This window comes from Azospira inquinata, assembly GCF_018905915.1.
Classification (GTDB): Bacteria; Pseudomonadota; Gammaproteobacteria; order Burkholderiales; family Rhodocyclaceae; genus Azospira; species Azospira inquinata.
Map to the genome: position 1 here is coordinate 645,776 of NZ_CP064782.1, position 15,293 is coordinate 661,068.

The 15,293-nt window shown below is 65.9% G+C and carries 10 protein-coding genes; 5 read left to right on the forward strand and 5 right to left on the reverse strand.

Features of this window, described 5'->3' with window-relative positions:
- Positions 1-95 precede the first annotated feature (95 nt).
- Positions 96-2,078, forward strand: a complete 1,983-nt coding sequence (locus Azoinq_RS02885; protein WP_216126521.1) for a methyl-accepting chemotaxis protein — start codon at positions 96-98, stop codon at positions 2,076-2,078.
- Positions 2,079-2,176: 98 nt separating this feature from the next.
- Here the strand turns inward: Azoinq_RS02885 and Azoinq_RS02890 are convergent, their stop codons facing one another.
- Complete coding sequence (locus tag Azoinq_RS02890; protein WP_216126519.1) at positions 2,177-3,472, reverse strand: acetyl-CoA hydrolase/transferase family protein; 1,296 nt, start codon at positions 3,470-3,472, stop codon at positions 2,177-2,179.
- Between the two features lie 235 nt (positions 3,473-3,707).
- A complete protein-coding gene (locus Azoinq_RS02895) occupies positions 3,708-5,864 on the reverse strand; it encodes a putative bifunctional diguanylate cyclase/phosphodiesterase (RefSeq protein ID WP_216126516.1) in 2,157 nt (718 codons plus the stop codon).
- Positions 5,865-5,987: 123 nt separating this feature from the next.
- On the opposite strand from Azoinq_RS02895, the gene Azoinq_RS02900 reads away from it, so the two are divergent.
- Entirely contained in the window at positions 5,988-6,674 is a 687-nt protein-coding gene (locus tag Azoinq_RS02900) for a response regulator transcription factor (RefSeq protein ID WP_216126514.1), read from the forward strand.
- Entirely contained in the window at positions 6,671-8,149 is a 1,479-nt protein-coding gene (locus Azoinq_RS15050; protein ID WP_216126499.1) for an ATP-binding protein, read from the forward strand. Before Azoinq_RS02900 ends, Azoinq_RS15050 begins: the two co-directional genes overlap by 4 nt.
- Positions 8,150-8,383: 234 nt before the next feature.
- Here the strand turns inward: Azoinq_RS15050 and Azoinq_RS02910 are convergent, their stop codons facing one another.
- The 3 genes from Azoinq_RS02910 to aroG are packed head-to-tail and all read right to left on the reverse strand — an operon-like array spanning position 8,384 to position 12,130.
- Positions 8,384-9,256, reverse strand: a complete 873-nt coding sequence (locus Azoinq_RS02910) for a decaprenyl-phosphate phosphoribosyltransferase (RefSeq protein ID WP_216126485.1) — start codon at positions 9,254-9,256, stop codon at positions 8,384-8,386.
- Positions 9,253-11,049 carry an ArnT family glycosyltransferase gene (locus tag Azoinq_RS02915; RefSeq protein WP_216126482.1) on the reverse strand — a complete coding sequence of 599 codons (1,797 nt, stop codon included), beginning with the start codon at positions 11,047-11,049 and terminating at the stop codon, positions 9,253-9,255. The genes Azoinq_RS02910 and Azoinq_RS02915 overlap by 4 nt, the downstream gene beginning before the upstream one ends.
- Position 11,050: 1 nt before the next feature.
- The gene (aroG, locus tag Azoinq_RS02920) at positions 11,051-12,130 is read right to left on the reverse strand and encodes a 3-deoxy-7-phosphoheptulonate synthase AroG (RefSeq protein WP_216126479.1); all 1,080 of its coding nucleotides are present in this window, start codon (positions 12,128-12,130) and stop codon (positions 11,051-11,053) included.
- A gap of 505 nt (positions 12,131-12,635) precedes the next feature.
- Between aroG and Azoinq_RS02925 the strand changes: the two genes are divergently transcribed.
- Entirely contained in the window at positions 12,636-13,940 is a 1,305-nt protein-coding gene (locus tag Azoinq_RS02925; protein WP_216126471.1) for a PA0069 family radical SAM protein, read from the forward strand.
- 179 nt (positions 13,941-14,119) lie between these two features.
- A complete protein-coding gene (locus tag Azoinq_RS02930) occupies positions 14,120-15,289 on the forward strand; it encodes a response regulator (RefSeq protein WP_216126467.1) in 1,170 nt (389 codons plus the stop codon).
- The last annotated feature ends 4 nt before the right edge of the window (positions 15,290-15,293 follow it).

Below are 15,293 nucleotides of genomic sequence, written 5' to 3' on the forward strand. Positions count from 1 at the left end.
GCCGGGGCAAAACCCTAAAAATCTTACCCGGCCGGGTTATGCCGTAATGCTAAACTTGGCCGCCAACGTCCAGATTGTTTGCCCAGGGGCCCGCTATGCCACAGACCTCCATCCGACAGCGCCTTTTTTTCCTCACCGCCATTCCCCTCCTGGCCCTCCTCCTGGGGGCCGCCGTCCTACTCCTTGACGCCTACCGGGGCCTTTCCGGGGCCCAGCGCACCGCCGAACTACTGCGCTATTCGGTGGCCGCCGGCAACCTAATCCACAGCCTGCAAAGCGAACGGGGGGCCAGCGCGGGCTTTCTCCAATCCCAGGGAAGCAAGTTTGCCGATGTCCTGCCCGGCCTGCGCCAGGAGACAGACAGCCGTCTGGCGGCCTACCGGGACCGGCTGGCAAACCTAGCACTGGACGACCTGCCCACCCTCAAGGCCGGGGTCGCCCAAGTGGACCAGCAGTTGGCCGAATTGGCCTCCATGCGCCAGGGGATCAGCGCCCTGCAAACCACCCCGGCCCAATCCACCCCCTATTACAGCCGGACCGTGGAAACCCTGATCGGCGCCATGGGCCGGGTGGCGGACTACAACACGGATGCGGCCATCAGCACCCGGATCACCGCCTATATCGCCTTTGTCCGGGGTAAGGAAAACGCCGGGCAGGAACGGGCCCTGACCACCCAGATTCTGGTGGCCGACCGGGCCCCCCTGCCCTTGTACCGCCAGCTGCTGGAAAGAATCCATAAGCAGGATGCCTATTTCAGCCTCTTTTCCGGCTACGCGGAGGAGACGGAAAAAGCCGCCTTCGATGCCGTCATGGCGGCCGCCCCGGCCCAGGAAGTCAGCCGTATGCGGGAACTGATCGGGGGCAAGGTGCCGGAGGGCGGCTTTGGGGTGGACCCGGCCCTGTGGTTTAAAACCGTCACGGAAAAAATCCAGGGCCTGCATCAGGTGGAAGAAACCCTGGCCGCCCACATCGACCGGGAAGCCAACGCCCTGATCGCCAGCCACCGCCACACCCTGATCCTCACCGCCAGCGGTGCCGCCCTGGCCCTGGCCCTGACGGTAATCCTGGCCTGGGTTATGGGCCGCAGCATCAGCGGCCCCATGGAGGCAGCGGTGGCGGAAGCGGAATACGCGGTGGCCCACAACGATTTCACCCGCCAACTGGCCACCGGGGGCGCCACGGAGGTGGTCCGGGTGGCCCAGGCCTTCAACAGCCTGTTCCAGAAATTCCGCCAGACCCTCCAGGAAACCGCTGCTTCCAGCGCCCAGATTGCCGCAGCGGCGGACGATCTGGTGCGCTCTTCCGCGGAAGTGGACCAGACCGCCTCCCACGCCGCCGATTCCACCTCCACCGTGGCCGCCGCCGTGGAACAGGTTTCCGTCAGCGTCAGCGAAACCGCCTCCAGCGCCCATGCGGCCAGCGACCTGGTGAGCCGCTCCGGACAGGAGACGGAGGAAGCTCTGGGGGTCATGAGCCGGGCGGTACAGAACATCGACCGGATTGCCCTGCTCATCGGCCAATCCGGTCAGCAGGTCACGGTCCTGGAACAAAACTCGGACAAAATCGGCGGCATTATCCAGGTGATTCAGGATATTGCGGACCAGACCAATCTGCTCGCCTTGAACGCCGCCATCGAGGCGGCCCGGGCCGGGGAACAGGGCCGGGGCTTTGCCGTGGTGGCGGACGAGGTGCGCAAGCTGGCGGAGCGCACCTCCCAATCCACGGGGGAAATCACCGGTCTGGTGGATACCATCCGGACCCAGATCGGCAACACGGTCACCTCCATGCAGGGGGCCCAGGAGGCGGCGGAAAGCAACAAGACCCTGGTGGGGGAATCCCAGCAGGCCCTGCGGGGCATCGGGGACAATTCCAGCCAGGTGGTGAGCCATGTGCACAGCATTGCGGACGCCATCCAGGAACAGGACCAGGCCCTGCAACAGGTGGCCACCAATGTGGAACAGATCGCCCAGCTCACGGAAAAAAGCCGGGAAGTGGCGGATAACAACAGCCGCACGGCAGACCAGCTCAACGCCCTGGCCGCCCGCTTGAAGGAAATCGTGGGCCGCTTCAAGGTCTAGGTCGGGGTACTTGCCCCAAACGCAAAAAAGCCGCCCGAGGGCGGCTTTTTTATCGGGCTGGAACCGGAGTTCCAGCCTTTTACGGTGGCCTCAAGGGCTTACCAGAGTTTCATGGCCTTGGCCTGTTCCGTCAGCTCATCCCGGAACTTGGGGTGGGCGATGGCAATCAGGTCCCGTACCCGCTGGTGCACCGGCTTGCCCCGCAGTTGGGCCACGCCGTACTCGGTCACCACGTAATTGATGTCGTTCTTGGTGGTGCTCACGTGGGTCCCCGCCGTCAGGGTGGGAACAATGCGGGAGATGGTGTCGTCCTTGGCGGTGGAAGGCAGCACGATGAAGGACTTACCCCCCTTGGAACGATTGGCCGCCCGAACAAAGTCCAGCTGACCGCCGGTGCCCGAATGGGGCTTGGCCCCCAGGCTTTCCGAACCGCACTGGCCGAGGAAGTCGATCTGCATGGTGGCGTTGATGGACACCAGCTTGTCGTTCTGGGCAGCCACGAAAGGATCGTTGGTGGTATCCACCGGATGCATGGCCACTTCCGGATTGTGGTCCATGAATTCGTAAAGCTTGTTGGACCCCAGGGCGAAGGTGGCCAGCATCTTGCCCGGCATGAAGGTCTTTTTCCGGTTGGTCACGTTGCCGTTTTCCACCAGGGCCATGATGCCGTCCCCGATCATTTCCGTGTGGATGCCCAGGTCATGCTTGTTCTTGAGCTGGACCACCACCGCGTCCGGAATGCCGCCGTAGCCGATTTGCAGGGTGGAGCCGTCTTCGATCAGGTCCGCCACGTATTTGGCGATGGCTTCCTGGAGGGGGCCGATTTCCGGCAGACCCACGGCGATCACCGGGTCCTGGCTTTCCACCAGGGCGGCCACTTCGGAAATGTGCACGTGGCAGTTGCCGTAGGCGAAAGGCACGTTGGGATTCACTTCCAGCACCACGGCCCGGGCCTTCTTGACGGCGGCCATGGTGTAGTCCGGCGCCAGGGAGAGGGAGAAGTAGCCGTGTTTATCCATGGGGGACGCCATGGAAAACACCACGTCGGACGGGTAGTAGTCCCGCTCGATGAGGGAAGGGATTTCGGAAAAATGGTTGGGCACGAAGTCCACCCAGCCTCCCTGGGCCCCGGGACGGGTCGGGGAGCCGAGGAAAAAGGCCACGTGACGCACGTGTTCCGCCGTTTCCGGGTCCATGTAGCCGAACTTGCGCAGGGTCAGAATCTGGCTGACCCGCACGTCGTGGAAGCGGCGCCGCTCTTCGGAAAGGGCGGTGAGCAGCTGGGGCGGTTCGCCAGCCCCGGTGGGAACGATAATGGTGTCGCCGTCCTTGACCAGTTTCAGAGCGTCAAGGGCATTGACCCGCTTTTGTTGATAGAGAGCCTGCACGTCCAAGGTTTCCTCCTAGGTTTTATGGGTGTTAAAACTTTTTTCGTTGGACCGATGCTCATGAGCATCAGCTTTTTATTATAGTCCCCGACGCCTTTCCCGAACCTTACCCCGTCCGGGAAAGCCCCGCCCCGCTTCATTTCCCAGAGCGGAGGCGGGGTTTGGCCGCCACTTTGCGCGATAAAAATCCCGGGGCCCCCAAGGGGGCCGGAGGAGAACAGAAAAGAGGGGAAAGCGCCCCTCAAGCGGCCTTCCCGGGCCGGTGGAGGAAGGCCTCCATGGCCGTGGCGTTGATCGGCCGGGTATAGAAGTGGCCCTGAATTTCGGCGCAAGCCCGACCTTTGAAAAAGCCCGCCTGGTCCGCCGTTTCCACCCCCTCCGCCACCACCTTGAGTTGCAGGGCACCGGCCAGGGAAATGAGGGCATCCACAATGCGCCCTTCCGCCTGATCCCGGCCCAGGCGGGCCACCAGGGAGCGGTCGATTTTCACCGTATCCACCGGCAGCTTCTGCAACAGATTGAGGTTGGAATAACCGCTGCCAAAGTCGTCCAGGGTAATGCCCACCCCCAGGGCCTTCAAGGCGGCCAGGAGTTCCAGATTGCTGTCGCTGTTCTGCATCAGCACGGCTTCGGGAAACTCAAAGACGAACCAGCGCCCTTCTAGCCCTTCCCGCTGCAACAGCTGGGCGAAGTCGTCCACAAAATGGGGCAGGCGTAGCTGATTCTGGCTCAAATTAACCGCCAGGCGCAGCAGGGTGAGTCCCTCATTGCGCCAGGTGACCAGCTGACGCACGGCGGTGCCCAGAATCCAATGGGTAAGGGGCTGGATGAGCCCCGTATCCTCCGCCAGGGGCAGGAAATCCCCGGGCAACAGCAGGCCCAGGCGGGGATGGTGCCAGCGAATCAGGGATTCGATACCATGCACATGGCCGGTCACGTTGTCCAGCTGGGGCAGGTAGAAAAGCTCGAACTCGCCCCGCTCCAGGCCGTGGCGCATATCCACTTCCAGTTGCAGGCGGTTTTCCGTACCCGTTTCCAGGTCGGCGGAAAAATACTGGTAATTGTCCCGACCCAATTGCTTGGCCCGGTACATGGCCAGGTCCGCGTTCACCACCAGGCTTTCCCCGTCCTGGCCGTCCTGGGGATAGCAGGCGATGCCGATACTGGCGCTGACGGCGATTTCCTGGCCCTCGCAGAGCACAGGCCGGGCCAGGGCGGAGAGAATCTTGGAGGCCACGGCCCCGGCCTGCTGGGGCCGACTCAAGCCGGACAGGAGAATGACGAATTCATCCCCGCCCCGACGGCTCACTGTATCGTCTTCCCGCACACATTCCTTGAGCCGGGCGGCGATGGTCTGCAATAGCTGGTCCCCGGCCCGGTGGCCGAGGGAGTCGTTGACCCGCTTGAAGCGGTCCAGATCCAGGAACAGCAGAGCCACGTTCTGGTCTGTGCGCCGAGCGTGTACCAGGGCCTGCTGGAAGCGGTCGGCAAACAGCACCCGGTTGGGCAGGTCGGTGAGCACATCGTAATGGGCCAGGTAATTGATCCGGGCCTCCGCTTCCTTGCGCTCGGAAATGTCCGACCACATGGCAATGTAGTTGATTACCTTGCCGTCGTCCCCACTGACCCGGTCGATGGAAAGCCATTCCGGGTAAAGCTCCCCGTTCTTGCGCCGGTTCCAGATTTCCCCCCGCCAGTGGCCGTCCGCATTCAGGGCGGCCCACATTTCCCGGTAGAACTCTGGGGACTGGTTGCCGGAGCGGAGCAGGCGGGGATTGGCCCCCAGCACCTCGTCCCGGCTGTAGCCCGTAATGCGGGTGAAGGCCGGGTTGGCATCCACAATGCGGTTTTCCCCGTCGGTGATAAGAATGGCCTCGCTGGCATTGCGGAAAACGGAAGCCGCCAGCCGGTGCTCCAGACGCACCCGGGCCTGCACCGCCACAGCCTGCAACACCTCCAGCACGGCCCGAGCCTGGATGGGCTTCAGCACATAGCGATCCACCCCCGCTTCAATGGCCTGTAACAGCCGTTCGCTGTCGCCGAAGGAGGTGGCGATAATCACCGGTACATGGGGGTCCAGGGCCTTCACCTCCCGGGTCAGGGAGAGGCCATCCCGGCCCGGCATTTGCAGGTCAGTAAGCACCACGTCGGGCCGGTGCTGGCGGAATAATTCCCAGGCCTCATCCCCGTCACCGGCCTGCCACAGCTGGGCCACCCGGGGCGCTACAATGGCAGCGATGGCGTAGCGGGTCACGGGCTCGTCTTCCACCAGCAACACCCGCAGCCCCCCCAGCAAATCCTCCGCTGCCGGCACCGCGGCACCGACGCCGCCGCTAGCTGCGGTTTCCGGCGCAGGAGACAAACCCGGCAAGGAGGAGGAAGCGGGCCAGTGGCTCATGGATAATGGGGGCGAGAAAGCACAACACCGAAACCGGTATCGAGCCCGCGCCCGACGCCATGCCGGTGGAAAGTCGCCCATTCTAACGCCTCTTCCGGGCAAACATCAGCATAAAAATACACCATGCGCATTCTCTTGATCGAAGACGATCCCCTCCTGGGGGACGGCATCCAGGTGGGCCTGGGCCTCACTGGTTTTGCCGTGGACTGGGTGCGGGACGGGGAAACGGCCTGGACCCGTCTGGAGACCGAGGCGTTCGATGCCCTGGTGCTGGACTGGAACCTGCCCCGGCTCTCGGGCCTGGACCTGCTCAGCCGCTGCCGCCAGCGGGGCCAGAATGTCCCCATCCTGGTCCTTACCGCCCGGGACACGGTGCCGGACAAGCTCCGAGCCCTGGACGGAGGGGCCGACGATTACGTGGTCAAACCCTTCGATCTGGACGAGCTGGCGGCCCGGCTGCGCAGCCTGATCCGGCGCAGTCACGGGCGCACCAGCCCGCGCCTGGCCCACGGCCCCATCGAACTGGACCCGGCGGCCCGGCGGGCCTACCTGGCCGGTGAGGAAGTGGAACTCTCCCCCCGGGAATTCACCCTCCTGGAAACCCTGCTGGAAAACGCCGGTCGGGTACTGACCCGGGCCCAGCTGGAAGAAGCCGCCTACGGGGGCGACGGGGCGGTGGAAAGCAATGCGGTGGAGGTATACATCCACCATCTGCGCCGCAAATTCGGCAATGACCTGATCCGCACGGTGCGGGGGGTAGGCTATCTGGTGGACCGCCCGGCCCCCACCGGGGAAAGCCCCGCCCCATGACCCTTCCGCCTTCCACCCCAGGGGAAATCCGGGCCCCGGCGTTGCCCACCGCCCCCCTGCCAGCCAACGCTCCCTCCCAGCCCCCGGGCAATGAATACCGTTATTCCCTGCGCCGCCGCCTGCTGGGGGTGCTCATCTCCACCCTGGCCCTGCTCTGGCTGGCCACCCTGGGGGCGGCTTTCCTGCGGGCCCACGCGGTGGCGGACGATATTTTCGACGCCCACCTGGAGCAGACCGCCCACATGCTCCTGGCGGCCCCCTTCGTCGGCGCCGCCGTGCTGCCCCCGGTGCCCGCCTCCCACCTGCCCCCGGCCAACGACGCCATTCTTTTCCAGGTTTGGGAAACCCGGCCCGGCCAGCCCCCCCACCTACTCTTCCACGCGGCGGGGGCGAACAACGGTCCCCTGACCCGCCAGGATGGCTTTTCCGAGACCCAATGGCGGGGGGACCGCTGGCGCTTTTACAGCGAGCGCAGCCCGGACGGCCGGCGTCAGGTGCAGGTGGCCCAGAGCCACGACATCCGCTTTGCCCTAGCCCAGGACGCGGCCATCCGCCTGCTCCTGCCCCTTTTGGCCGGACTGCCCCTCCTGGCCCTGGCCGCCTGGATCGCGGTAAGCCGCTCCCTGGCGCCCCTGGGGCGCATCGCCACCCACCTGGAGCAGCGCCGGCCGGAAGCCACGGAACCCGTGGCCCGGGACGCCCTGCCCGACGAGGTGGCCCCCCTGGTCACGGCCCTGGACCGGCTCTTCGCCCGCATTGGCCGGGTGCTGGAAAACGAACGCCAGTTCACCGCCAATGCCGCCCACGAGCTGCGCACCCCCCTGGCTTCCCTGAAAACCCAGGCCCAGGTGGCCCTACGGGCGCCCCGGGAGGACACCCGGGAACGGGCCCTGCATCAGGTGCTGGAAGGAGCGGACCGGTTGGGACGCCTGGTAGATCAACTGCTCACCCTGGCCCGGCTGGACCCCACCCTGCGGGAATGCCCGGGCCAGCCGGTGGATTTGCTGCCCATTGCCCGGGAAGTGCTGGCCCAGCAGGCCCCCGCCGCCCTGGAACGGGGGGTGAATCTGGCCTTGGAAGCGCCCCCCGCTGGCACGATGACGGTACTGGGCAATCCGGATCTGCTGGCCATTCTGCTGCGCAATCTAGTGGATAACGGGGTGCGCTACAGCGCTGCCGACACCCAGGAAGAGGGGAGCCAGGTCCGGGTCTGCCTGGAGGGGAGTCCGGCAGGCCCTCTGCTCCGGGTCTCGGACAGCGGCCCGGGCATTCCGGCAGATCAGCGAGAGGCGGCCCTGGGCCGCTTCACCCGGCTGGCCCCGGAGCGGGCGGAGGGAAGCGGCCTGGGGCTCTCCATCGTGGCCCGCATCGCCACCCTGCACGGCGCCCACCTGACCCTCAGCGACGGGCAGAATGGCCGGGGGCTCACGGTGACCGTCCGCTTTCCCTCCGGCACACCGGTTGGCCCGGCCTGAGGGCCTTGCGCCCTCCCCCACGGCCCGGAGAAGGTGCGCACTCCCGGCCTCCATCGGGCTTCAGATCGGGCTTCAGATCGGGCCTCGGATCGGGCCTCGGATCGGGCCTCGGATCGGGCCTCGGATCGGGCCTCGGATCGGGCCTCGGATCGGGCCTCGCTAAAAAAAGGGCGCCGCAGCGCCCTTTTTTCTTGGGGGAGGGAAACGCCCTTGCCCCGATCTCATGGCCCCACTTCAGGCAAGCAGACCCACCACCGCCACCAGCCAGCCCAGGAAGGCCACCAGGAGATGCTTGTCCCGCAGCAGTTCCGCCGCCGGATCCCCGCCCCCGCCCCGACGATGGAGGAGGAACAGGTAGCGGAAAATGCCGTAGACCACGAAGGGCACGGTATAGATCAGGTAACGGCTGCCATGCAGGGCCACGGTTTCCGGAGCCACGGTGTACAGGCTGTAGCTGACGATGGCGGCCCCGGCGCTGATGGTGATGAACTGGTCCAGCATGGCCGGATCGTAGTCGTTGAGCACCTTGCGATGGCTGCCCGCCTTGCCCGCCAGGGCGTCCAGTTCGGCCCGGCGTTTGGCGAAGCCCAGGAAGAGGGTAAGCATCAGGCCGCAGAGCAGGAGCCAGGCGGAAGGAGCGATGCCCACCCCCAGGGTCCCGGCCAGAATGCGCAGCATGAAGCCGGCGGCGATAATGAAGACGTCCAGCACCGCCACATGCTTCAGCCCCAGGGAATAGGCCCCGTTGATGAAGAGATAGATGGCCACCACGGCCAGCACGCCCCAGGAGACCTGCCAGGCCAGGGCCAGCCCGGCCACCAGGCAGAGGGCGCCCAATACCACGGCCTGGGGCGCCTGTACCGCGCCGGAGGCGATGGGGCGATGACGCTTGGCGGGATGCTGCCGGTCCCGTTCCCGGTCCGCCAGATCATTGAAGACGTAGATGCAGGAGGCGGCCAGGGAAAAGGCCAAGGCCGCCAGCACCACCTGGGCCACCAGGGCGGGCTGTTCCCAGCCCCGGCTAAAAATCAGGCCGACAAAGACAAAACCGTTTTTCACCCACTGATGGGGGCGCAACAAACGCAAATAGGGGGATAAACCGCTCATGGGCGGGCACTTTCCTCGGAAAAATAACGCTCACAGAATTCGCAACGGCCCGGGGGCAGCCAGGAAGGAAACCGGTAGAACCGCTCCCGGATACGGGTCAGCACCCGCTGCCGATAGGTGTCGTAATCGAAACCGTGGCCCAGCACCAGATAAAAGGTCACCCCGTCCTGCTGGAAGGCCAGGGTTTCCACCCGGCGGAAATAGGGCTCGAAAGCCTCCCGTTCCGGCTCGGTTTTTTGCAGGACCAGGATATTACGCCCATCCAGGGCGCGAAAATCCGTAATCAGATCGTCCTGGCGGGCGTGGGACGCCCCTTCGCCAAAAATAGGGAAATAGCGCCGGGCGTGAAAGCCCAGCACCGCCCCATCCGAATAGCCGTCGCTGGCCAGCACGTAATCGTCCCCGTAAGGGGCCAGGCGCTGCACCAGGGCGTCCGTACGGAAGGTCAGCACAATGCCGTCGTAGAGATGGCTGTGGCGCCAGGTGGACAGGGGCAGCTGGGCAATGGCCAGAATCAAGGCCAGATGCAGCAGGGCAAAGCCCCCCAGCCAGCCGGACAGGCGCCGCAAGCGCTGGGGCGGCAGGGCCAGGGCCGCCACCACCACCAGCAGGGGCACAAAGGAGAGTAGCCAATGGAGCCCCACTTCCTTGACGAAGGAAAGCAGGCCGAAGAGGGCCAGGGGCACCAGGGCCAGCCAGGCGGCGCCCCGGGCCACGGGGGAAGCAGCCAGGGTAGCCCGGAGATCGGCCCGGTAACGCCAGCCATAGACCAGCAGGAAGGGGGTAATCAGGTAGGCCAGGGTGGCCCCGTAGACCACCGGGGTTACCAGGGACCAGCCATTGCCGCTGCCGTCGTGGCGGTTGAGAAAATTAAAAAGAATGTTGTCCCAGCAATGGCCCCAGTTCCACCACAGATTGAGGAGGGGCCCGGGCAAGGCGCAGAGAACCAGGAGGGTCAGGCCAATCCAGGGCCATTTGCCCTCCCCCCGCCGCGCCAGGAGGGTGTGGGCCAAGATGCCCAGGCCCAGGAGCACGGCGAAATATTTGGAGAGGAAAGCCATGCCTAGCCAGAACCCGGCCAGGGCGTAGCGGGCCAGGAGACGACGGCGGCTGATGCCCTCATGGAGGGTATCCAGATAGGCCAGGGCCGCCAGGAGGGAAAAGAGAATGAGGGGGGTGTCCGTGGTAATGAACACATTCCACACAGAGGTAGGCAGGAGCAGCACCAGCAGGGCCACCAGCCAGGACCGTTCCTTGGCAAATTCCACCGGGGCACGGCGCACCATGGTGCCCGCAATGGCGGCCATGGCGGGGGACAGGAGCAGAGCCGGCAGCCGGGCCAACCAGGGGGACCAGGAAATTTTCAGCAGGGGAATCAGCCACCAGCCCACCATGGGGGGATGGTCGTAATAGCCCCAGTCCGGATGGCTGGCCCAGATGGCGAAATAGGCTTCATCCCCCGTAATGGGCATGACCGCCGCCAGCCAGCAGCGGAAGAGCAACAGCAGCCCCCCCACCAGGAGCACCAGCCGGGGCAGGGGCAGGCCAAAGGTGTCCAGCACGGGAGGCGGCGGCGGGGGCGTATCTTCCCCCTCCCGACGCCCTTCACCCCGGTCCCGGGGCTCCTCTCTGGCCCCGCTACGCCCGTTGCCCGGCTCGGCCCCCCGTTCCAGGGAGGACATGCCCCGGCCCCGCACCGGGGCCTCCGCCGAGGGCGCCTGACCGGCTTCATCGGCCGCCTCCCCCGCCCCTTCCGGCGCGGTCCGGCGGAAATGTTTGGCGAACCAGCCCATGTCAGCCGGCGGCCTTCACCACCCGCCGGGCCCGCACCGCTTCGGCCAGCAGGTCCAAGACCCGCACCGAATCGTCCCAACCCAGGCAGGGGTCCGTAATACTTTTGCCGTAGGCCAGGGGCTTGCCCGGCACCAAATCCTGGCGGCCTTCCTGGAGATTGGATTCCACCATCACCCCCAGGAGCCGTTCTTCCCCGGCGGCCACCTGGGCGGCCACCGCCTCCGCCACTTCCACCTGGCGCTGGTACTGCTTGAAGCAGTTGGCGTGGGAGCAATCCACCATCACCCGGGGGGCCAGCCCGGCCCCGGCCATATCCCGGCAGGCCTGATCCACGCTGGCGGCGTCGTAATTGGGTTCCTTGCCACCCCGCAGGATGACGTGGCAATCCTCATTGCCCGTGGTGGAAACAATGGCGGAGTGGCCCGCCTTGGTCACGGAGAGGAAATTGTGGGGCGCGCTGGCCGCCCGAATGGCATCCACGGCAATTTTCACATTGCCGTCCGTGCCGTTCTTAAAGCCCACCGGGCAGGAAAGGCCGGAGGCCAGTTCCCGGTGCACCTGGGATTCGGTGGTGCGGGCGCCGATGGCGCCCCAGGCCACCAGCCCGGCAGTGTATTGGGGAGAGATGGTGTCGAGGAACTCGGTGGCGCAAGGCATGCCCAGCTCGTTGATGTCCAGGAGCAGCTTGCGGGCCAGGCGCAGCCCTTCGTTAATGTGGAAGGAGCCGTCCAGCCGGGGGTCGTTGATCAAACCCTTCCAGCCCACGGTGGTCCGGGGCTTTTCAAAATAGACCCGCATCACCACCAGCAGATCGTCCTTGAGCCGTTCCCCCTCCTTGGTCAGGAGCCGGGCGTATTCCATGGCCGCTTCGTAGTCGTGGATGGAGCAGGGGCCGATGATGGCCACCAGCCGGTCGTCCGCCCCGTGGAGCACCCGGTGCAGGGCCTGGCGCGCCTGACTGGTGGTGGTGGCGGCCTTCAGGGTAACCGGGTATTCCCGAAAAATATGGGTGGGGGGCACCAGCTCCCGGATCTCCCGGATGCGCAGGTCTTCAGTGGCAGGTTTGGTGAGGGGATTCATAGCAGGCACTCCCCGCCGAAGCGGCGGCAACGGGGGCGGCCAGGGAAAAGAAGCCGGAAATCCCCGGCCTGCCTGAAATTCCGCCCTAGAAAGGCCTAGATTCTACCCAAAGCGGCCCGTCCCGGATATGTACCCCCCCTTTCCCCCTCCCCCGGCCGGGCCTTGCCCTGTCTTTTTCATCCTTTTGCCACCCTTTTCTCCCCCATTTTCAGCCCCCTGGCCGCCTGCCCCCCCAGAGTTTTCGGCCTGATTTCCGGGGGAGGGCATCGCTGTCTTTCTATCCCACCGGTAGGTGGTCAAAGGGCCCCGCCCGGCCCCGGTCGCCCCCATTTACTTGCCAATATCATAGCCATCCACCGCCAAGCCGCGCCCCGCCTGGATCGACAAAAATCCATGCAATCAATGGCCTAATGGGCTTACGGGAGGACTATACTTTCGTCCTAGTCTGCCCCGGGTTCCGGCCCTTTTCTCCCTTTTTATCCTTCGGCTTTGCCGTCTTCCTTCCATGTCTTCCGCCGCCTTCCGCCGTTCCCCACCGCCGCCCTCCCGGGACGAAGAGGCGCCGGATACGGCTCTGCCCGCGGCGGTATTCAAAGGACGGGGCGCCATCGGCAATCCGGACAGCCGCCATGTGGCCTGGACCCGGGTGCGGGAAGACGACGGCTGGCAGTCTCCAACCACCCCGCCCCCGGCAGCGCCCCGGGCCCCCAAGTCCTCTTTCCGCAGCGGGCTGGGGACCGCCTCCCGCCTCGCTCCCGGTCACCCGGGGACGTCTCCGGCAGCACCGGAGGCCGGGACGGACAAGGGGGAAAGGGCTGCCCCCCAAGAAGAGGTCCCCCCCAGCGCCCCCCTCACCCGGCTGGTGGAAGACCATAGCCGCAGCATCCTCAGCCACAACGATTCCCCCGATCTGCCCTTTGACCAGTCCCTCAACCCCTACCGGGGCTGTGAACACGGCTGCATCTACTGCTATGCCCGGCCCAGCCACGCCTGGCTGGGACTCTCCCCCGGTCTGGATTTCGAGACCGTGATCAGCCACAAGCCGGAGGCCCCGACCCTGCTTACCGAGGCCCTGGCCAAGCCGGGCTACCGCTGCCGTCCCCTGGCCCTGGGCACCAACACGGACGCCTACCAGCCCGTGGAACGGCGTCTGGGCTTGACCCGGCGGGTGCTGGAAGTGCTGGAGGAAACCCGCCACCCGGTCACCCTGATTACCAAGTCATCCCTGGTGGAGCGGGATCTGGATCTGCTCACCGCCTTGGCCCGGGACGGCCTGGTTCAGGTGATGATTTCCATCACCAGCCTGGACCCGACCCTGGCCCGCCAGCTGGAGCCCCGGGCGGCGGCTCCGGCCCGGCGCCTGGAAACCGTGTCCCGCCTGAGCGAGGCGGGCATTCCCGTGGGGGTCATGGTGGCCCCGGTGATCCCTGGGCTGACGGACCGGGATATGGAATCCATCCTGGCCGCCGCCCGCCAGGCCGGCGCACTGGATGCGGTCTATACGGTGCTGCGCCTGCCCCGGGAGGTGGGGGATCTGTTCCGTGCCTGGCTGCACCACCACGCCCCGGAAAAATCCGCCCGCATCCTGGCCCTGCTCTACGACCTGCGCCGGGGCAAGCTGGATGCCCCCCGTTTTGACAGCCGCATGACCGGGCTCGGCCATTACGGGGATTTACTCGGCCAGCGTTTCGCTCTGGCCAAGCGGCGGCAGGCCTTCCCCGGCCTGCCTGCCCTCAATACCGGGCTTTTTCAGGCGCCCCCTGCCCCCCTTCAGGCCCCGGCACCCACCCCCCAGCTGGATTTGTTCTAGCCCCTTCCCCCCTTTCCCTCCCAAGTCTCTGTTTTACCTAAGTAATAGATGTTTAAAAAATCTATTGCCTGATCCTAAATCCATGACAAATAATTCCTAAAACACGACTCCCCTTGCCCCCATAATGGGAGTCATCTAGGCGCCCCCGCGCCCCCCCCACTGGAGACAAGGAGCGAAATGTGACGGACCCCGCCTGCCATGTGGCCATCGTGGATGACGATCCGGTCTTGCGTCTGGCCCTCCAATCCGCCCTGGAGGACCATTTTTCCGTCACCGGCCATGCCTCGGGTGACGACTTTCTCGCCGCCCTGGAAAGTGCCGCCCCGGACGTGATCCTGCTGGATATCGCCATGCCGGGTCAGGACGGCTATGAGGTCTGCCGCCGCCTGCGGGCCAATCCCAGCCATCGGGGCACCCCCCTGATTTTTATCTCCGCCCATGAGGATAAGGCCTCCCAGCTGGCGGCCTACGAGGCCGGGGGCGATGACTTCATCGTCAAGCCCTGCGCCCCGGAGGACGTGCTGCGTAAGGTGCGCCTGGCCACCCGGTTGGCCGCGGAACGCAAGGCTCTCGACCGGCAGGTGGGGGAAGCCCGCCAGGCGGCCTTCGCCGCCCTGTCTTCCATGGGGGAATTAGGGGTAGTGCTCCAGTTCGCCCACGACGCCGCCCTCTGCCCCGACCCGGAAGCCCTGGCCCTGGCCCTGATCCGGGCCCTGGACCAGTACAGCCTGGGGGCCACGGTGGCCCTGCGGGATGACCAGGGGCAGGTGCTCCAGTCCAGCGACGGCCCCCCCTCTCCCCTGGCCAGCGCCGCCGTGGACAATCTGCGCACCATGGGCCGTCTGGTGGAATTCCACTCCCGCCTGGCGGTGAATTACGACCACGTCACCCTCCTGGTCCACAATCTGCCCCAGGCGGACCGGGAACGCTGCGGCCGCATCCGGGACAATCTGGCGATTCTGGCGGAAACGGCGGAAAACCGGCTTTGCAGCCTGATCGACCGGCGTCGGCTGGACGCCCAGAGCCTGGGCATCCGCCAGGCGGTTCAGACCCTGAGCCACACCCTGGCCCATTTCGAGCAATCCCAGTTGCAGGCCCTGGCGGACAGCCGCAGCCTGATCGCCGACGGCCTGCGCCAGCTGGAAGAGGGGCTGGTGGGCATGAATCTGAACGAGTCCCAGGAGGTCTTCATCCTGGGACTGCTGCGGGAATGGGGCCAGCAGATGGTCCAGCTCCTTACCCCCGGAGACGGGGTCCTGGCGGGCCTGCGCCAGGGTATCGCCGATCTCCGCCCCCTGCTCCAGGAACTGGCCGCCGCCCCCGGGGACAGCCCCGGCCCCGGAGCCTGACCCC